Source organism: Phytopseudomonas punonensis (assembly GCF_900142655.1).
GTDB classification, from domain to species: domain Bacteria; phylum Pseudomonadota; class Gammaproteobacteria; order Pseudomonadales; family Pseudomonadaceae; genus Aquipseudomonas; species Aquipseudomonas punonensis.
The window spans coordinates 32,692-51,286 of the sequence record NZ_FRBQ01000010.1 but is presented as its reverse complement, the minus strand read 5'-3'; the positions used below and the strand labels follow the sequence as shown (position 1 = coordinate 51,286).

Here is an 18,595-nt window from a genome sequence, read left to right as displayed (position 1 = left end):
CGTCCTATCAGCACATCCAGACAGCCCATGGAGGCTGCAACAGTGCCCTTGCGCGTGCTCTTTATCGCTCTGCTGATCCTCAGCGGCTGTACCAATCAGGTGCCCATCGTCCCCAGCCAGGCGCTGCCCGCCGCTGACTCCTCATTCGGCGCAGCGCTGCAGAAGCGTGCCGCCGAACATCAGGGCCATTCCGGCTTTCGCCTGCTGCCGGCCAGCAACGAGGCCTTCGCCGCCCGCGCCGAGCTGATCCGTGCGGCGCAACACAGCCTCGACCTGCAGTACTACATCGTGCATGACGGCCTGAGCACCCGCGCGCTGATCAAGGAATTGCTGCAGGCCGCCGACCGCGGCGTGCGCATCCGCATCCTGCTCGACGACACCACCAGCGACGGCGAGGATTACAAGATCGCCCTACTCGCCGCCCACCCGAACATTCAGATTCGTGTGTTCAACCCGCTGCACCTGGGGCGCATCAGCGGGGTGACGCGGGTGATCGGCCGCGGCCTGAATCTGTCGCAGCAACATCGGCGCATGCACAACAAGTTGTGGCTGGCCGACAGCGCCGCAGCCATCGTCGGCGGTCGCAACCTTGGCGACGAGTACTTCGACGCCGAGCCGAACATGAACTTCACCGATATCGACATGCTGTCCATTGGCCCGATCGCCAAGGATCTGGCAGAGAGTTTCGATCAGTACTGGAACAGCCGGCTGAGCAAACCCATCGAGGAATTCGTCTGGCGCGAACCGTCACAGAAGGATTTGGAGAAAGCCCGCAAGGGCCTGCGCGAATACCTGGACACCGCCCGCGTCGAGCAACCGGAGCTGTACGAACGCCTGCTCGCCTATCAGCACGACCCCAAGCTCAAGGTGTGGCTAGACGAGCTGATCTGGGCGCCCGCCGTCGCCTTGTGGGATGCACCGAGCAAGGTGCTGGCCAGCGGCGAGCCCGACCCGCAATTGCTGCTCACCACCCAGCTGGCGCCGCACCTGAAAGCCGCCAAGAGCGATTTGGTGATGGTCTCCGCCTACTTCGTACCTGCGCCTGCCGGCCTGCAATACCTGATTGGCCTGGCCGACAACGGCGTGGACATCCGCCTGTTGACCAACGCCCTGGAAGCCACCGATGTACCCGCGGTACACGGCGGCTACGCGCCCTACCGGCAAGAAATGCTCGAGCACGGCATGCGTCTGTTCGAACTGCGCAGCCAGCCTGGAGCGGATTCGCCACCGGCCTACAGCTTCAGCGGCAGCTCCAACTCCAGCCTGCACAGCAAGGCCATCGTGATCGACAAACAGAAATCCTTCGTCGGTTCGTTCAACGTTGACCCGCGCTCGGTGCTGTGGAATACCGAAGTCGGCGTGCTGGTCGACAGCCCGCAGCTCGCCGCCTACCTGCGCGAACTGGCGCTGCAGGGCATGAAGCCGTCGGTGAGTTACGAGGTGCGCCTGCAGCCCGATGGCAACGGCACGCGCATGGTCTGGGTCGGTGAGGACGACGGCAAAAAATTCGTCCTCACCGAGGAGCCTGGCAATCGCTGGCGGCGCTTCAACGCCTGGTTCGCCCGAGCGATTGGCCTGGAGAAAATGTTATAGCGCGACGCGCTCATCGAAGGCATGGGGTCGCCAGGCCAGCCAGATGAACGCCGCCGCACCGACCGCCATCAGCATCGGCAGCGCATGCCCGCTGACCCACTGGCTGACAGCGCCGGTGGCCAGCGGCCCGATCAGGCAGCCGATGCCCCACAACTGGGCCACATGCGAGTTGGCACGCACCAGTTGATCATCGCGAAAGCGCTCGCCGATTAGAATCAGCGACAAGGTGAACAGACCGCCCGCACTGGCGCCGAACAGCACCAGCACCGGCCAGATCACCGGCGTATGCAGCAGCAAGGGAATGCCCAGGCTGGAGACCAGCAGCACCACACCACACAGGCGGAACAGGGTGACCCGTGAAATGCGGTCGGCGAGCAGGCCGATGGGCAACTGCAGCACGGCATCGCCGACCACCACTACGCTGGCCATGAACAATGCCACTTCCTGGGTGAAGCCCTGGCGCAGGCCGTATATCGGCAGCAAGGTGAGCATCATCGCCTCGAACGCGGCGAACAGCATCACCGCCCAGGCGATCGCAGGCATGCGCTGGCAGAACACCAGCAGGCCGCGCCCGGAGGCGCTGTGCGCATCGACTACCGGCGCGCCGGTGCGGCCTATCAACAGCAGCGAGCCGCCTACCAGCAACGTCACGCCAAACCAGAATCCCAGGTCGGTGTCGGTGCCCAGCACGCTGAGCAGCAGCGGCCCGCACAGCTGGCTGAGCGCATAGCCGGTGCCGTACAGCGCAACCAGGCGGCCGCGCCACATCTCCACCGCCAACTGATTGATCCAGCTTTCACCGAGGATGAACACCACGGTCAGGGTTACGCCGAGCAGCAAACGCAGCACGATCCACACCGGGTAACTCTGCAGCAGCGCCAGGCCAGTGACCGACAGCGCACCGGCGAGCAGGCAGAACTGCATCAGTCTCGGCGTCGGGCAGCGCGATGCCAACCCGCCGGCCAGCGAAGCACCCAGCAGCACGCCGATGGCTGGCGTGGCCGCCATGATGCCGATGGCGAACGAGCCGTAGCCCCAACTCTCCAGCCGCAGCGACACCAACGGCATGGTGGTGCCCATGGCCAGGCCGATACTGATCACCGCCGCACACACGGCGAAGTAGGTTCCCCAACGCATCACTGACTCCCATCGAAACACAGCGGCCGGGCTCTGGGAGCCCGGCCGCTGGTTTGCTCAGGCCCGCCGGCTGGCGCGCCTCATCCTTGCTGGATCAGAGTTTGATCCAGGTAGCCTTCAGTTCGGTGTACTTGTCGAAGGCGTGCAGCGACTTGTCACGACCGTTGCCCGATTGCTTGAAGCCGCCGAACGGCGCGGTCATGTCGCCGCCGTCGTACTGGTTGACCCACACGCTGCCGGCGCGCAGGGCGCGGGCGGTCAGGTGCGCCTTGGAAATGTCCGCCGTCCACACCGCGGCCGCCAGGCCATACACAGTGTCGTTGGCGATCTGCACGGCCTGCTCGGCGCTGTCGAAACCGATCACCGAGAGCACCGGGCCGAAGATTTCCTCGCGGGCGATGGTCATGGCATTGGTCACGCCGTCGAAGATGGTCGGCTCCACATAGGTGCCGCCGCTTTCTTCCAGGGTGCGCTTGCCGCCGATCAGCAGCTTGGCGCCGTCCTTGTGGCCGGCTTCGATGTAGCGCAGCACGGTGTTCATCTGTTGGGTGTCGACCAGCGCACCGACGTTGGTATCCGGATCCAGCGGGTTGCCGGCCTTCCAGCCTTTCAGCGCCTCGACCACCATCGGCAGGAAGCGCTCCTTGATGGAGTTTTCCACCAGCAGGCGCGAGCCGGCGGTGCACACTTCGCCCTGGTTGAAGGCGATGGCGCTGGCAGCAGACTCGGCGGCGGCCTTGAGATCCGGCGCATCGGCGAAGACGATGTTGGGGCTCTTGCCGCCCGCCTCCAGCCAAACGCGCTTCATGTTCGACTCGCCGGCGTAGATCATTAGTTGCTTGGCGATCTTGGTCGACCCGGTGAACACGATGGTGTCGACGTCCATATGCAGCGCCAGAGCCTTGCCAACGGTGTGGCCATGGCCGGGCAGCACGTTGAATACGCCTGCCGGGATGCCCGCTTCGATGGCCAGGGCGGCAACGCGAATGGCGGTCAGCGGCGACTTCTCGGAAGGTTTGAGGATCACCGAGTTGCCGGTGGCAAGGGCCGGGCCGAGCTTCCAGCTCGACATCAGTAGCGGGAAGTTCCACGGCACGATGGCCGCGACCACGCCGACCGGCTCGCGGGTAACCAGGCCGAGCTGGTCATGGGGCGTTGGCGCCACTTCGTCGTAGACCTTGTCGATGGCCTCGGCGCTCCAGCGGATGGCATTGGCCGCAGCGGGAATGTCGATGCCCAGGGAGTCGCTGATCGGCTTGCCCATGTCGAGGGTTTCCAACAGCGCCAGCTCCTCGGCATTGGCCATCAACAACTCGGCGAAGCGAATCATCTTGGCCTTGCGTTTGGCCGGCGCGATGCGCGACCACACGCCGGAGTCGAAGGCGGCGCGCGCCGACTTCACCGCCAGCTCGGCATCCGCCAGGTCGCAACTGGCGACCTGGCCCAGCACCCGGCCATCGACCGGGCTGATGCATTCGAAGGTTTCACCGCTCTGGGCTGGCTGGTATTTACCCTGCACGAACGCGCGGGTCTCGATTTTCAGATCCTTTGCACGCTGCTCCCAGTCGGTACGGGTCAAACGGGTCATCTGATCATCCTCTCAGTCAATGAAGGCGCTAGCGCCTTGGGGCCGCTACAGGCCAGAAACTGCGAAACACACTAAACCAGCGCTCGCAGGATTTTCAATATTCTTGACACTTGGTGGGCAAACGCCTTGCTGCGTTCATTTTTTTAAACATAGACTCGCCGCGTATCGCCACGCGTCATCCCCACACGCCACCTCACGTGGCATGATCGCCAACGCCCTCTGAGTAACCACGGAAGCGAAGATGAATATCCAGCAGATCGTCGATTTCGCCCAAGGCGCAGGCAGCGCCGAAACCTACCGCCCGGCTGCCGAGAAGATTCTCAAGGGCGATCCGGTGCAACAGGTGCGCAACCATTACGCCAGCCCATGCAACCAGTTCAATGCGGGCGTCTGGGAGGGCGAAGTCGGCCAGTGGACGGTGAGCTACACCGAGCATGAATACTGCGAGATTCTGCAGGGCGTGTCGGTGCTGCGTGACAGCGAAGGCAACGCCAAGACCGTACGCGCCGGCGACCGCTTCGTCATCCCGGCGGGCTTCAGCGGCACATGGGAAGTGCTGGAGCCGTGCCGCAAGGTCTATGTGATCTTCGAGCAGGCCTGAGAACCTGTTCAAAGTCTGCTGCGCGTCGGCACTGCGGCGTTGAAAACAGGCTCGGCAAGCCGCTTGCGGCTAACGCGCTTTAGCGCGGCCCGTAGGGCGAGCGAAGCGAGTACTGCTCATTTACAGCTCGTAAAGTCGAGCGCGACTCCGACCGGTCCTCGCCTGTTTTCGTGGGGCCGCCTAGGCCTTGCATTGCTCTAGCTCGCGAGACTTTGAACAGGCTCTGAGGCAAGGCCCCAGGCCTGTCAGCATGACCGGCACGGGGCTAAACCTTAGCTGGCGACTTGCTCGGCCGGCGAGACGATGCTGCTCTTGCCGCGCGAACGACCGGAGCTCAGGTAATCGGCAATCGACTCCTGGGTGACTTCGCCAAGGAAGTCGTTTTCCGCGCTGAGCACCGGCAACCACGAACGATTGAACTCGTACATGCGCGACAGCAGGATGCGCAGGTGTTCGTCGTGGGCGGCAGTAGCGTTGAACGGCTGCACGAACGGCTGCACCGAACCGCCCTGGCCGCGCAGGTCACGGCGGCGAATAAAGCCCAGGGCTTTCTTGTCGGCGTCGGTCACCACCAGGTGGCGGCGATCATGCTCTTCCATCAGTTCCACCGCATCGGCAATCGCGGTTTCCGAAAGCACTGACGGCGCATTGTCGGCAGCGTCTTCGGCACGAATCAGCAGCAGGCGCTTGAGGGTGCTGTCCTGGCCGACGAAGCCACTGACGAAGTCGTCCGCCGGGTGCGCCAGCAGGGTATCCGGATGGTCGAACTGCAGCAGCGTGCCATCTTTGAAGATGGCGATCTTGTCACCCAGCTTGATGGCCTCATCGATGTCGTGGCTGACCATGATCACGGTCTTGTTCAGCGCGCGCTGCATCTGGAAGAACTCGTTCTGAATGGCGTCGCGGTTGACCGGGTCGACGGCGCCGAACGGCTCGTCCATCAGCAATACCGGTGCATCGGCCGCCAGGGCGCGGATCACGCCGATACGCTGCTGCTGGCCACCGGACAGTTCACGCGGGTAGCGCGACAGGTACTGCTTGGGCTCGAGCTGCACCATGCTCATCAGCTCCATCGCGCGCTCGTGGCAACGTTTCTTGTCCCAGCCAAGCAGCTTGGGCACCACGGTGATGTTTTCCTCGATGGTCATGTTGGGAAACAGACCGATCTGCTGGATCACGTAGCCGATATTGCGGCGCAGGGTCACTTCGTCGATGCCGGTGGTGTCTTCACCGTTGATCAGTACACGCCCGGAGGTCGGTTCGATCAGCCGGTTGATCATCTTCAGCGTGGTGCTCTTGCCGCAACCGGACGGGCCGAGGAACACGCAGATCTGGCCTTCGTCGACGGTCAGGCTGACTTCGTTCACCGCGACGACATCTTTGCCTTTCTGCTGGAATTTCTTGGTCAGTTTATCGAGTTGAATCATGTTCGAGTCCTCAGTGGGCGGCTTTCAGGCCACGGGGAGTGAGCGTTTTCTGCAGCCACTGCAAAAACAGGTCGGCGACGATGGCGAGCAGGCTCACCAGCACCGCACCAACGAAAAGGGTGGCCATGTCGCTGCGGCTGATGGCGGTGAGAATCAGCACGCCAAGGCCGCCGGCGCCGATGGTCGCGGCGATGGTCATCACCCCGATGTTCATCACCACGGCGGTGCGCACCCCGGCCAGGATCACCGGCACGGCAATCGGTAGGTCGACCATGCGCAGGCGCTGCCAGAAGCTCATGCCAATGCCCTTGCCGGCTTCGCGAATGCCCGGCTCGACGCTGGTCAGCGCCAGGTAGGTGTTGCGCAGAATCGGCAGCAGCGAATACAGGAACACAGCGGTGACGGCCGGCAGCGGCCCGAGGCCCTGGCCGAACTGCGAATAGAACGGCAGCAGCAGGCCGAACAGCGCAATGGCCGGCAGCGTCAGCACCACAGTGGCCAAGCCCTGCAGCGGCCCGGCGAGCCACGGGAAGCGGGTCATCAGAATGCCCAGCGGCACGCCGATAAGGATCGCCAGGCCGACGGCGATGCCAACGAGGGCGATATGCTCAACGGTCAGGCTGAACACCTGGGCCCAGTCGATGTGCTGGAAAGCAGTCATGAAATCCATATCAGTTGCCCTCCCCGATCAGTTTTTCCTGACGCAGGAAATCGGCAGCTACCGCCGCAGGCGTCTCGCGATCCACATCGACGCGTGCATTCAGGCGACGCATGGTGGCGTCGTCCAGGCGCTCGGCGAGCGGCTTGAGCAGCGCCTCGAGCTCCGGGTGCTGTTTGAGGTAGTCGGCATTGACCACCGGCGCGGCGGTGTAATCCGGGAAGTACTTGCGGTCGTCCTCGAGCAGACGCAGACCGAAGGAGTCCAGGCGGCCATCGGTGGTGTACACCAGGCCGACGAACACCTGACCATTGCGCAGCGCGGTGTAGACCAGGCCCGGATCCATCTGGCGGATCTCGTTGCGGGTGAAGGTCAGGCCGTATTCCTTGACCAGGCCGTCCAGACCGTCGGAGCGGTTGGCGAACTCGATATCCAGGGCCAGCAGGCGATTGCCTTTACCCGGCTTTTTCAGGGCCTCGGCCAGGTCGCTGATGGTGTGGATGTCGGGATTTTCCTCAGCGACCTTTTCCGGCAGAGCCAGCGCATAGGTGTTGTTGAAGCGCGAGGGCGCCAGCCAGATCGCGCCACTCTTGGCGTCGAGCTCCTTGACGCGCTGGTAGGCGGCTTCCTTGTCGAGGCGCTCGGTGACCTTGTTGTAAGCCACCAGCGAGGTGCCGGTGTACTCCCAGGTAATATCCAGCTGGCCGCTCTTCATCGCATTCCAGGCGATGGTACTGCCCAGGTTGCCGACGATGCGCGACTGATAGCCATGGGGCTTGAGGTATTGAGCGGTGAGTTCGGAGAGGATCACCTGTTCGGTAAACACCTTGGCACCAATACGGATTTCCGCAGCCTGGCTGGTCGCTGCCAGCAGCAGGCCGAGGCATAGAACGAGAGACTTCATCATTGTTTCCTTCAACGGGCCACCCCACGCTCGAACCAGAAGCGGCTGGCAGCAGCCACCAGGCCATCGAGTAGCAGCGCCAGCAACGCCGTGGCGGCCGCGCCGAGAATCAGCAGAGGTTGGTCTTCGAGGGCGATGGCGGGGAAGATCAGGCTGCCGAGGCTGTTGGCGCCGATCAGAAACACCAGCGGCGCCGTACCGACGTTCAGCGCCAGCGCAACCCGAATGCCGCCGACGATGATCGGCACGGCATTGGGCAGCTCGACTTTCCAGAGCGCCTGCCGCGGCGTCATGCCGATGCCGGTAGCGGCCTCCTTCAGCGAACCCGGCACATTGCGCAGCCCTTCGTAGGTGTTGCGCACGATGGGCAGCAGCGAGGCGAGAAACAGCGCAAGGATGGCCGGACCGTTGCCAATACCGACGATGGACAGGGCAATCGCCAGCACCGCCAGCGGCGGCACGGTGTTACCCACGTTGAACACCTGCATGAAGCGCTCGGCGCTGTGCTCGCGGCCAGGCCGGCTGAGCAGGATGCCGGCGGGAATGCCGACCGCCAGCGCTGCCAGCATCGACACGAAAACCAAGTACAGGTGCGCCTGCAGGTAATAGATAAGGTCTTCACGGTGCTGTGCGAGCACTGCCGGGGTGATCCAGTGGACCAGCAAGGCGAGTACCGCGACCAGCGCAATAGCGCCCAGCAGCACCTTGCCCAAGCTTTTCAGCATATTACGACTCCAATCAACGACGGCCTGTGGCGCGTCGACCTGGCCGGATGCGTTGCGCATCGACCGTCCAATGTCGGAGGTGGGAACACCGTGCTGCACCGGCACACATGCCACGGCACATGCGCCCTACAGCCCTCCGACCCATGGTTACTCGACCCTGATGCGCCGCTTCGGTTCCCCTTTTTTGCCATCGTTCTGCCATGGGATAGCTGTCACCCGCAGCCACACATCCAGTTACAAGCCAGGTATTATCGGGCCTCCAGGGTGTTCGTCGGGATGGCGAACACCAGCCTTCAAAGGAGACCTCGTGCTCGACCTCGTTGCCGCTTTTATCGTCCTCACCACCCTGCTCACCTACGTCAACTACCGCTTCATTCGCCTGCCGCCGACCATTGGTGTGATGGCCACCGCGCTGATCTTTTCGCTGATAGCTCAGGGCCTGAGCCTGCTCGGCTACCCACTGATCGAGATCGAAGCGCAGGAGATCATCCGTCGCATCGACTTCTCCGACATTCTGATGACCTGGTTCCTGCCGGCCCTGCTGTTCGCCGGCGCCCTGCACGTGGATCTGCATGACCTGCGCAGCTACAAGTGGCCGATCGGCCTGCTGGCCACCTTTGGTGTGCTGATCGCCACCAGCGTGATCGGCACATTGGCGTTCTACATCTTTGCCCTGTTCGGCTGGCACGTGGACTTCATCTACTGCCTGCTGTTCGGCGCACTGATCTCGCCGACCGACCCGATTGCGGTGATGGGGATTCTCAAATCGTCGGGCGCACCGAAGCCGCTGGCGACCACCATCGTCGGCGAATCGCTGTTCAATGACGGCACCGCGGTGGTGGTGTTCACCATCCTGCTCGGCATCCTGCAACTGGGCAGCACGCCGACGCTGGGTGCGGTGAGCTGGCTGTTCGTCCACGAAGCGGTCGGCGGCCTGCTGTTCGGCGCCGCGCTGGGCTATGGCGTGCTGTTGATGCTGCGCAGCATCGATCAGTATCAGGTCGAGGTGATGCTGACCCTGGCGCTGGTGTTCGGCGGTGCGGCACTGGCGGCGCGCCTGCATGTGTCCGGGCCGATCGCCATGGTGGTAGCCGGCCTGATCATCGGCAACCTGGGCCGCAAGCACGCCATGTCGGACGAGTCGCGCCGCTACGTGGATGGTTTCTGGGAGCTGATCGACGAGATTCTCAACGCCCTGCTGTTCGCCCTGATCGGCCTGGAGCTGCTGCTGTTGCCGTTCTCCTGGCTGCACATCATCGCTGCCTTCGTGCTCGGTGGCGCGGTGCTGGTGGCACGCCTGCTAACGGTGGCGCCAGCCATATTCGTGATGCGCCGCCGTGCTGACGGGCGCCGACAGGTTTCTCACGGGGCGATCCGCATCCTCACCTGGGGCGGGTTACGCGGTGGCGTGTCGGTAGCACTGGCGTTGTCACTGCCACTGGGCGATGAGCGCGACTTACTGCTGAGCCTGACCTATATCGTCGTGCTCACTTCGATTCTGCTGCAGGGGCTATCCATCGGCCCGCTGGTCAGCCGGCTGTATCGCAACGAGCCACAAGTCGCCACAGACGATCATCACTGAGAAACACGAAGCCGCTGGCGACAGCTTTATCGCCAGCGGCTCAGAGATGGGATTGCAGCACCAGCAGGTTGTTTTCTACCCGCCAGCCGACACGATTGAGAAAGCTCATGCCCAGCAGCGCTTCAGCTGGTGAGGCGCCTTCAAGCACCACCGCCTCGACACCGAGCACCTGCAACGGCCCGACTGATACCTTATCGAGCGTCACGCGCCAGCCCTTGGCCGTGCCACTGGCGGTATTAACCTGAATCGGCTGGCCACGAGTGCGGTAATCGATACCCAGACGACGGGCGTGGTTCTCGTTGAGGGCTATCGAGGTGGCGCCGGTGTCTACCAGAAACTGCTGGGCGCGGCCATTGATCGCACCTTCGGCCCAGTAATGGCCGCCGTTGCTGCGAGCGATGCTGAGGGTCTGTTTTTGCGGGGCGGCGACGCCTTCGGTGTTGTACTCGCGGCTCAAGCCGTAGCTGCGCTCAACGCCGTCGACGCGCAGCACTGCGCTGCGGCTGTCGACACTGACCACCTGCACACCACTGGGGCCACTCTGGCCGACGCGCACCAGCTTGCGCTGGCCATCGACCGACAGCACGGCCGCACCCGGGAACAGGCCGACCACCTGCACTTGCGGCGCTGCCAGCAGCGGTGTCATCAACAAGCCAGCCATGCCCATCATTATTCGACGCATCCGTGCCGCTCCCGGTTATTCGAAGGGGTAATGCTGGCCCCAATGTTCGAACACCTCGCGCAGCTCGCCCTTTTCGACGAGCTCGGCCATGCGCTGGTCGAACAGTTTGGCCAGTGCGCGCCCGCGCGGGCTGTCGGAAAAGCCGATGTACAGCGGCAGGCGCAGCAGGTCGGTCATCCGGTATTTGGCAGGGTTACTGGCGCCAGCCAGCACCTGTTCGACCTCGGGACGGGCATCAATGTAGTAATCCGCGTGCCCCTGGTCGAGCATCGACAGGATGCCGCTGCGGCGCTGCAATTCGTTGTAATGTTTGAGCCCCGGGATGTAGCGCTGATACTCGTAGCCACGCATCCACACCAGGCGCGAGCGGCGCAGTTCGGCCTGATCCGGTTCGGGTTTGGCAACCACGCTCAGCGAGCTGATCAGATCCGAGTCGTAATGCCAGGTCGGGTACACCACACCTTCGCTGATCTCGTTCTGGTAGGAGGCCACCCAGGCGTCGGCCTCGCCGCGCTGCACCAGGCCGATCGAGCGCGTGTACGGCACGATCTGCATCTCCAGCTTGACGCCGGCGGGCTCGAACACCTTGCGCAGCACGTCCCAGGACAAGCCGGTGCCGTCCGGATTGATGCGATCGATCCATACGTCGCTGGCCATGCGAATGCTGCCAGGCACGTCACTGCTCGCCTGGGCGCAGACGCTGATCGACAACAGCAAAGCCAACCACAAACCGCGAATCATCAGGCCTCCAGAATCAGGCGAAACCGAGAGAGGCTGACAGGCCATTGGCCCAGCCCCAGACGAGCACTTGCATGGACAGCCAGGCGAAAACGCCCGCTAACACGTCGTCGAGCATGATGCCGAAACCACCATGAACGTGGCGGTCGATCCAACGGATCGGCCAGGGCTTGAGAATGTCGAAGAAGCGAAACATCAGAAAACCCACCAGCACCCAGCCCCAACCTTCGGGCACCAGCCAGAGGGTGATCCACATGCCGACCATTTCGTCCCAGACGATGCCTTCGTGGTCGTGTACGCGCAGATCGTCGGCCACCTTGCCGCAAAGCCAAACGCCAAACAGCATGGTCACGCCGAGCAGCAGCCAGTAGCCCCAGTCCGGCAGCATCTGCCACAACGGAATGAACGGCACGGCCGCCAGCGAACCCCAGGTGCCCGGCGCCTTGGGCATTGTGCCGGTGCCGAAGCCAAAGGCGAGGAAATGCCAGGGGTTGCGCCACACGGATGGCGGCACGAACTCGGCGGGGACTTGCTTGGGATGATCAGTCACGGTTCGATCCGAAATGTTGGTAGCCACTGTACCGTGGCTTGATGGCTCGGCCCTCGGCGCCCAGCAGGTGCACGCCCTGTCCGGCCTCGACTCGACCGATCACGTGTACAGGCTGGCCCATCGCAAGCAGCGCGTCCAGTTTCTCGGCAGGCAGGGTAAAGGCAAGCACATAGTCGTCGCCACCTCCAAGTGCCAGCTGGCGTGCCGCTTCGTCGCCCATGCAGGCGAGCAAAGCGTCTGACAGTGGCAGGCGCTGCTGCTCCATGTGCAGCGCCACGGCCGAGGCGCGGGCGATATGCCCGCAGTCGGCGAGCAGACCGTCGGAGATATCCAGCGCCGCGGTGGCAACACCACGTAATACCTGGCCAAGCTGCAGCTGTGGCAGCGGAGACCAGTAGTGCGCCAGCAACTCCGCGCTCCCCGGCTGCTCAGAGCGCTCGCCGAGCACGAACGGCAACGCGCCGGCGCCGTTGCCAAGGGTGCCACCGACACACAGCAGATCACCGGGACGCGCACCGGCGCGGGTCAGCGCCTGGCCGGCGGGCACGCGGCCGAATACGGTAAGGGTCAGGCTCAATGGCCCGCGGGTAGTGTCGCCGCCGACCAGACGCACGCCGCATTGGCGCGCCATGCTTTCCAGCCCGGCCGTGAAATCAGCGAGCCAGTCAGGGGAAACCTCGGGAAGAGTCAGCGCCAGGGTGAACGCCAGCGGCGTTGCGCCCATGGCTGCCAGATCACTGACCGAAACGGCCAGGGCGCGCTGGCCAAGCAAACGACCCGGCGCATCGGCAGGGAAATGCACGCCAGCGACGAGGGTGTCGGTGGACACCGCCAGTTGCTCACCGGCCGGCACTTGCAGCAGGGCGCAGTCATCGCCGATTCCCAGCACCACACCATCGGCCGCCTGTGCACAGGCGGCTGCGGCGAAGTAGTGACGAATCAGCTCGAACTCGCCCAAGACACTCAGCGCTTGCTGTTAAAGTCGCGGACTTCGTCGGCGCGCAGGGTCGGCGCCAGCTTGTCGAGCACGCCGTTGACGAACTTGTGACCGTCGGTGGCGCCGAACACTTTGGCGAGCTCGATGCCTTCGTTGATCACTACGCGATACGGCACGTCGATGCGGTTACGCAGCTCATAAGTGGAAAGACGCAGGATGGACAGCTCGACCGGATCGATCTCTTCCAGTGGACGGTCGAGCAGCGGCTCGAACAGCGCGTCGATTTCGCTCTTCTGGCGCGGCACGCCATGGAGGATCTCGTGGAAGTAGGCGCCGTCGACCGCGCTGAAATCGTTGTCGACGCGAAACTGCGCTTCGATCTCGTTCAGCGCCTGGCCGGCGATGTGCCAGGAGTACAGCGCCTGCATGGCCAGGGTGCGCGCCTCACGGCGAGCCAGTACCTTGGGGCTTGGGCCTTTTTTCACTGGCTTCTTGTCGTTCTGGCTCACTTGGCCTCCAACTGCGCCAGCAGGCTGACCATTTCCAGAGCGGACAGGGCAGCTTCGGCGCCCTTGTTGCCGGCCTTGGTGCCGGAACGCTCGATGGCCTGCTCGATGGAGTCGACAGTCAATACGCCGAAGGCGACCGGCACGCCGAATTCCATGGAAACCTGAGCCAGGCCTTTGGTGCATTCGCCAGCCACGTATTCGAAGTGTGGGGTGCCGCCACGGATCACCGCGCCCAAGGCGATGATCGCGTTGTACTCGCCCTGCTGAGCGACTTTCTGGGCAACCAGCGGGATTTCGAAAGCACCCGGCGCGCGGATGATGGTGATGTCATCTTCGCTGACCCCATGGCGAACCAATGCGTCGACCGCGCCGCTGACCAGGCTTTCGACCACGAAGCTGTTGAAGCGGCCGACCACCAGGGCGAAGCGACCCTTGGGAGCGATGAAAGTACCTTCGATGGTCTTGAGTGTCATAGCGAGTTCTCGAGCTGTCTTTAAAGAGCCAGGGCATGCCATGGCAGGCCCCGAAAATATAGGCGATAGGCGTCAATCGGCCCATCGCGGTCGCCCCCATTATTTAGGGGGCAGGTATTCTACAACTTCCAGGTCGAAACCGGATATCGCGTTGAACTTCATTGGTGCGCTCATCAGGCGCATTTTGCGCACACCAAGGTCACGCAGTATCTGCGAGCCGGCACCAACGGTGCTGTAGGTGCTTGGCATCTTGCTGGTGGCGCCGTCCGCTTCGCGAATATGCGCCAGCACCTCGTCACCGCCCAGCGAATGGCCAAGCAGCAGCACCACGCCGTTACCGGCCTCGGCCACTTCGGTCATCGCAGCGCGCAGGCTCCAACGGCCTGGCTGACGAACCATCAGCAGGTCGCGCATTGGGTCCATGTTATGTACGCGCACCAGTGTCGGTTCTTCGGCGCAGATGGTGCCCATGGTCAGCGCCATGTGCACGTCACCTTCCACCGAATCGCGGTAGGTCACCAGGTTGAACTGGCCGACTTCGCTGTCCAGCGGCTGCTCGGTGATGCGCTGCACGGTGCGCTCGTGGAGCATGCGGTAATGGATCAGGTCGGCGATGGTGCCGATCTTGATACCGTGCTGCGCGGCAAACTCTTCCAGCTCCGGGCGACGGGCCATGGTGCCGTCGTCGTTCATGATCTCGCAGATCACCCCGCTCGGTTCAAAGCCGCCCATGCACGCCAGGTCGCAGGCCGCTTCGGTGTGGCCGGCACGAGCCAGCACGCCGCCGGGCTGGGCCATCAGCGGGAAGATGTGGCCAGGGCTGACGATATCTTCGGCCACCGCATTCTTGGCTGCCGCAGCCTGCACGGTACGCGCACGATCGGCGGCGGAAATGCCGGTGGTCACCCCTTCGGCGGCCTCAATGGACACGGTGAATTTGGTGCCAAAGCCGGAACCGTTGCGCGGCGCCATCAGCGGCAGCTTGAGGGTTTCGCAGCGCTCACGGGTCATCGGCATGCAGATCAGGCCACGGGCGAAACGCGCCATGAAGTTGATGTGCTCAGCGGTGACGCATTCGGAGGCGATGATCAAGTCGCCCTCGTTCTCGCGGTCTTCGTCATCCATGAGGATGACCATCTTGCCGGCGCGGATGTCTTCGACCAGCTCTTCGATACTGTTGAGTGCCATGGTGGCGGTGTCCTTAATTCTTCAGGTAGCCGTGTTCGGCGAGAAATCCTTCGGTCAGCCCCGAGCTGCTCGGCTCGGCGGCCTTGTCACCGAGCAGCAGGCGCTCCAGGTAACGGGCCAGCAGATCGACCTCGAGATTGACCCGACGCCCGACGCGGTAGTCGGCCATGATGGTTTCGGCCAGGGTGTGCGGCACGATGGTCAGCTCGAACTCGGCGCCGTCCACGGCATTCACCGTCAGGCTGGTGCCATCGACGGTAATCGAGCCCTTGTGGGCGATGTACTTGGCCAGCTCGCGCGGCGCGCGCACCTTGAACTGAATGGCGCGGGCGCTCTCTTCACGGGAGACAATCTCGCCAACGCCGTCGACGTGCCCGCTGACCAGGTGGCCACCCAGGCGCGTAGTCGGTGTCAGGGCCTTTTCCAGGTTGACCCGGCTGCCGCTCTTCAGATCGATGAAAGCAGTGCGCGCCAGGGTTTCGCGGCTGACGTCGGCCCAGAAGCCGTCACCTGGCAGCTCGACGGCGGTCAGGCACACGCCGTTGACCGCGATGCTGTCGCCGAGCACGACATCACTGAGGTCGAGCTTGGCGGTTTTGACGTAGACGCGCACGTCACCGCCCTTGGGCGTGATGGCGGCGATGCTGCCGATGGATGCAATGATTCCGGTGAACATAGGTGCTCCTCGTCAGACCGGCAGCTCTTTGAGCTTGCGCAGCGTGTCGGCACAAGTACGCGCCGCTTCGGCGCCCTTGACCACAAAATGCTCGCGGAAGAACGTCTGGTGCTCTTCGCCGGCATGGAAATGATGGGGCGTCAGCACTGCCGAGAACACCGGCACATCGGTGTCGAGCTGCACCTGCATCAGGCCTTCGATCACCGCCTGGGCGACGAACTCGTGACGGTAAATACCACCATCAACCACCAGCCCGGCCGCGACGATGCCAGCATAACGGCCGCTCTTGGCCAGACGCTTGGCGTGCAGAGGAATTTCGAAGGCGCCGCCAACTTCGAAGCAATCGATTTCGCTGGCGGCATAACCCTGGCGCTGCATTTCTTCGATAAAGGCGTGGCGCGACTGGTCGACGATTTCGCGGTGCCAGCAGGCCTGCACGAAGGCAACCCGGCGCACGCTGTTAGAGATGGACATGTTCGACTCCTGTTTATGGTTAAAACAGGGCAGCTTGGATCGATAGGGATGGTACGGACATGCAACAGCCGGAAGGCCGCCTGACCAGGCAATCCCGCTCTCTCTTCATCCGGACTATACCGTCGGCTCCGGAATCACACCGGATCTGCTCGTCCCCGGGCGGCTGGTGCCGTACCGGGCGCTCGCGGGCTAGCTGCGTTGCGCAGCATTACCGCCGGTGGGGAATTACACCCCGCCCTGAGAACGTGTGGCTGCGTGTCGCAGCCGACAGGCGTTTTACCACAGATGCTGCACGGGTGCACGGCGGCCATGCTTGAGCGGCTGTTCACGATTGTCATGACGGGCTTTATCTATTTGACTGCAACGCGGCGGTGGCGGCCTTTCGTAGGGTGTACGACGCTTCATCCGTCCACCGCTCTGCGAGCGCAATGGTGGACAAAAAGAGCGTTGTCCACCCTACGCTGGGAACGTCAGCTTTTGCCTTGTAGCAGCCCTTGCGCATGCCCAGAAAGATCATGAACAGCTCAAAGCGGTGCGTTCAGCTCGCGCGGTCAGGCACGGCGATGATGCGCCAGTCGTCACCAACAGCGCGCATGTCGACGATCTTCAAGGCCGGCGCTTCGGCCATCTTCGCCAGGGGCAGATCCAATAAAGGTCGGGCACTGGAGCCGAGGAACTTGGGGGCGACGAACAGCTGGTACTCATCGACCAGCCCCAGCCGAGCGAAGGCGCCGGCCAGCTTCGGCCCGGCCTCGACCAGCACTTCGTTGGCGCCACGCGAGGCTAGCTCAAGCAGCAGCTTGCGCAGGTCGACATGACCATTGCTGCCCGGCATGGCCAGCAACTCGTGGCCGTCATCGAGGTAGCGGCAACGCGATGTCGCCGCAGCGCAGGTCGCCACCAGCGCCGGGCCAGCCTGGAAAAACGGCGCGCTGAGCGGTACCCGCAGGCGCCCGTCGATCAGCACGCGCAACGGCGGCCGTGCCTGAGCCAAGGCAGTCAGTTCAGCGCCCAGGCCGAGCTCGTCGGGGCGCACGGTCAGGCGTGCACCATCGGCCAGCAGCGTATCGGCGCCGCTGAGCACTACGCTGGAGCGCGCCCGTAGCCGCTGCACCGCGGCACGCGCCGCCGGCCCGGTGATCCACTGGCTTTCGCCACTGGCCATGGCGGTGCGCCCATCGAGACTCATTGCCAGTTTGACGCGCACCAGCGGCAGGCCACTTTCCATACGTTTGATAAAACCGGCGTTCAGCGCACGCGCCTCGGCTTCCAGCAAACCGCCCTGCACGGAGATGCCGGCATTCATCAGGCGCAGCAGGCCGCGGCCGGCTACCTCGGGGTTGGGGTCCTGCATGGCCGCCACCACGCGAGTGATGCCAGCGGCAATCAGTGCATCGGCGCACGGCGGCGTGCGCCCATGATGGCTGCACGGCTCCAGCGTCACGTAGGCGGTAGCACCGCGCGCCTTGTCGCCGGCCTGGCGCAGCGCGTGCACTTCGGCATGGGGCTCGCCAGCCTTGGCATGCCAGCCTTCGCCGACGACCTTGCCGTCGCGCACGATCACGCAGCCGACTCGCGGGTTGGGATGGGTGGAATACAGCCCCTTGCGCGCGAGTTCGAGGGCGCGCGCCATGAAAGCGTGATCGCTACTGCTCATCTCAATCCTGATTCGGCTCGCGGGAAAGACGGTCGATTTCCTCGCGGAATTCGTTGAGGTCCTGGAAGCGCCGGTACACCGAGGCGAAGCGGATATAGGCCACTTCGTCGAGTTTCTGCAGCTCGGTCATCACCAGCTCGCCGAGCACCAGCGACTTGACCTCACGCTCGCCAGTGGCACGCAGCCGATGCTTGATATGGGCGATAGCTGCTTCCAACCGCTCGATACTCACCGGGCGCTTCTCCAGCGCCCGCTGCATGCCGGCACGCAGCTTGTCTTCATCGAAGGGCTGACGGCTGCCGTCCTGCTTGATCAGCCGCGGCATCACCAGCTCGGCGGTTTCGAAGGTGGTGAAGCGCTCACCGCAAGCCAGGCATTCCCGGCGACGGCGTACCTGATCACCCTCGGCGACCAGACGCGAATCGATGACTTTTGTGTCGTTGGCGGAGCAGAAGGGGCAATGCATGGCTGGAAACTGTCGCGGGCGAGAAAGTCC

General features: G+C 63.6%; 20 protein-coding genes and 1 riboswitch. Of the genes, 3 read left to right on the top strand and 17 right to left on the bottom strand.

Features of this window, described 5'->3' with window-relative positions; translation table 11 throughout:
• Positions 1-27 precede the first annotated feature (27 nt).
• Positions 28-1,593: a phospholipase D family protein gene (locus BUC40_RS19450; protein ID WP_073267924.1), complete on the top strand. Its 1,566-nt coding sequence runs from the start codon at positions 28-30 to the stop codon at positions 1,591-1,593.
• On the opposite strand, the gene BUC40_RS19445 is transcribed toward BUC40_RS19450, so the two are convergent.
• Complete coding sequence (locus BUC40_RS19445; protein WP_073267922.1) at positions 1,588-2,730, bottom strand: MFS transporter; 1,143 nt, start codon at positions 2,728-2,730, stop codon at positions 1,588-1,590. The genes BUC40_RS19450 and BUC40_RS19445 overlap by 6 nt on opposite strands.
• 94 nt (positions 2,731-2,824) lie before the next feature.
• Positions 2,825-4,318 carry an aldehyde dehydrogenase gene (locus tag BUC40_RS19440; protein ID WP_073267920.1) on the bottom strand — a complete coding sequence of 498 codons (1,494 nt, stop codon included), beginning with the start codon at positions 4,316-4,318 and terminating at the stop codon, positions 2,825-2,827.
• A gap of 241 nt (positions 4,319-4,559) precedes the next feature.
• On the opposite strand from BUC40_RS19440, the gene BUC40_RS19435 reads away from it, so the two are divergent.
• On the top strand, positions 4,560-4,919 hold the full coding sequence (locus BUC40_RS19435) for a cupin domain-containing protein (protein ID WP_073267918.1): 360 nt from the start codon (positions 4,560-4,562) through the stop codon (positions 4,917-4,919).
• Positions 4,920-5,191: 272 nt separating this feature from the next.
• Here the strand turns inward: BUC40_RS19435 and BUC40_RS19430 are convergent, their stop codons facing one another.
• The 4 genes from BUC40_RS19430 to BUC40_RS19415 are packed head-to-tail and all read right to left on the bottom strand — an operon-like array spanning position 5,192 to position 8,633.
• Complete coding sequence (locus BUC40_RS19430; RefSeq protein WP_073267916.1) at positions 5,192-6,346, bottom strand: ABC transporter ATP-binding protein; 1,155 nt, start codon at positions 6,344-6,346, stop codon at positions 5,192-5,194.
• Positions 6,347-6,356: 10 nt separating this feature from the next.
• Positions 6,357-7,016, bottom strand: coding sequence for an ABC transporter permease (locus BUC40_RS19425; protein ID WP_073267914.1), 660 nt, complete (start codon positions 7,014-7,016; stop codon positions 6,357-6,359).
• A 1-nt stretch (position 7,017) separates the two neighbouring features.
• The gene (locus tag BUC40_RS19420) at positions 7,018-7,908 is read right to left on the bottom strand and encodes a glycine betaine ABC transporter substrate-binding protein (protein WP_073267912.1); all 891 of its coding nucleotides are present in this window, start codon (positions 7,906-7,908) and stop codon (positions 7,018-7,020) included.
• A gap of 11 nt (positions 7,909-7,919) precedes the next feature.
• Entirely contained in the window at positions 7,920-8,633 is a 714-nt protein-coding gene (locus BUC40_RS19415) for an ABC transporter permease (RefSeq protein ID WP_073267910.1), read from the bottom strand.
• A gap of 307 nt (positions 8,634-8,940) precedes the next feature.
• Between BUC40_RS19415 and BUC40_RS19410 the strand changes: the two genes are divergently transcribed.
• A complete protein-coding gene (locus tag BUC40_RS19410; protein ID WP_073267908.1) occupies positions 8,941-10,215 on the top strand; it encodes a cation:proton antiporter in 1,275 nt (424 codons plus the stop codon).
• Between the two features lie 40 nt (positions 10,216-10,255).
• Here BUC40_RS19410 and BUC40_RS19405 read toward each other — a convergent pair whose 3' ends face one another.
• From BUC40_RS19405 to nrdR, 11 genes are all read right to left on the bottom strand, one after another.
• Positions 10,256-10,897, bottom strand: coding sequence for a retropepsin-like aspartic protease family protein (locus BUC40_RS19405; RefSeq protein WP_073267906.1), 642 nt, complete (start codon positions 10,895-10,897; stop codon positions 10,256-10,258).
• Positions 10,898-10,912: 15 nt separating this feature from the next.
• Positions 10,913-11,638, bottom strand: coding sequence for a substrate-binding periplasmic protein (locus BUC40_RS19400; protein ID WP_208605790.1), 726 nt, complete (start codon positions 11,636-11,638; stop codon positions 10,913-10,915).
• Between the two features lie 13 nt (positions 11,639-11,651).
• Positions 11,652-12,185, bottom strand: coding sequence for a phosphatidylglycerophosphatase A family protein (locus BUC40_RS19395; RefSeq protein WP_073267904.1), 534 nt, complete (start codon positions 12,183-12,185; stop codon positions 11,652-11,654).
• Entirely contained in the window at positions 12,178-13,143 is a 966-nt protein-coding gene (gene thiL / locus BUC40_RS19390; protein ID WP_073267902.1) for a thiamine-phosphate kinase, read from the bottom strand. The genes BUC40_RS19395 and thiL overlap by 8 nt, the downstream gene beginning before the upstream one ends.
• Before the next feature lie 5 nt (positions 13,144-13,148).
• The gene (nusB, locus tag BUC40_RS19385; RefSeq protein WP_073267900.1) at positions 13,149-13,631 is read right to left on the bottom strand and encodes a transcription antitermination factor NusB; all 483 of its coding nucleotides are present in this window, start codon (positions 13,629-13,631) and stop codon (positions 13,149-13,151) included.
• The gene (gene ribH, locus BUC40_RS19380; protein WP_073267898.1) at positions 13,628-14,104 is read right to left on the bottom strand and encodes a 6,7-dimethyl-8-ribityllumazine synthase; all 477 of its coding nucleotides are present in this window, start codon (positions 14,102-14,104) and stop codon (positions 13,628-13,630) included. Before ribH ends, nusB begins: the two co-directional genes overlap by 4 nt.
• Positions 14,105-14,203: 99 nt before the next feature.
• Positions 14,204-15,292, bottom strand: a complete 1,089-nt coding sequence (ribBA, locus tag BUC40_RS19375) for a bifunctional 3,4-dihydroxy-2-butanone-4-phosphate synthase/GTP cyclohydrolase II (RefSeq protein ID WP_073267897.1) — start codon at positions 15,290-15,292, stop codon at positions 14,204-14,206.
• Positions 15,293-15,305: 13 nt separating this feature from the next.
• Entirely contained in the window at positions 15,306-15,968 is a 663-nt protein-coding gene (locus tag BUC40_RS19370) for a riboflavin synthase (protein ID WP_073267895.1), read from the bottom strand.
• A 12-nt stretch (positions 15,969-15,980) separates the two neighbouring features.
• Positions 15,981-16,442: a 6,7-dimethyl-8-ribityllumazine synthase gene (locus tag BUC40_RS19365; RefSeq protein WP_073267893.1), complete on the bottom strand. Its 462-nt coding sequence runs from the start codon at positions 16,440-16,442 to the stop codon at positions 15,981-15,983.
• A 92-nt stretch (positions 16,443-16,534) separates the two neighbouring features.
• Positions 16,535-16,691, bottom strand: a riboswitch (FMN riboswitch).
• 289 nt (positions 16,692-16,980) lie between these two features.
• Positions 16,981-18,099 carry a bifunctional diaminohydroxyphosphoribosylaminopyrimidine deaminase/5-amino-6-(5-phosphoribosylamino)uracil reductase RibD gene (gene ribD / locus BUC40_RS19360; RefSeq protein ID WP_073267891.1) on the bottom strand — a complete coding sequence of 373 codons (1,119 nt, stop codon included), beginning with the start codon at positions 18,097-18,099 and terminating at the stop codon, positions 16,981-16,983.
• 1 nt (position 18,100) lies between these two features.
• Complete coding sequence (nrdR, locus tag BUC40_RS19355; protein ID WP_070887146.1) at positions 18,101-18,565, bottom strand: transcriptional regulator NrdR; 465 nt, start codon at positions 18,563-18,565, stop codon at positions 18,101-18,103.
• Between the last annotated feature and the right edge of the window lie 30 nt (positions 18,566-18,595).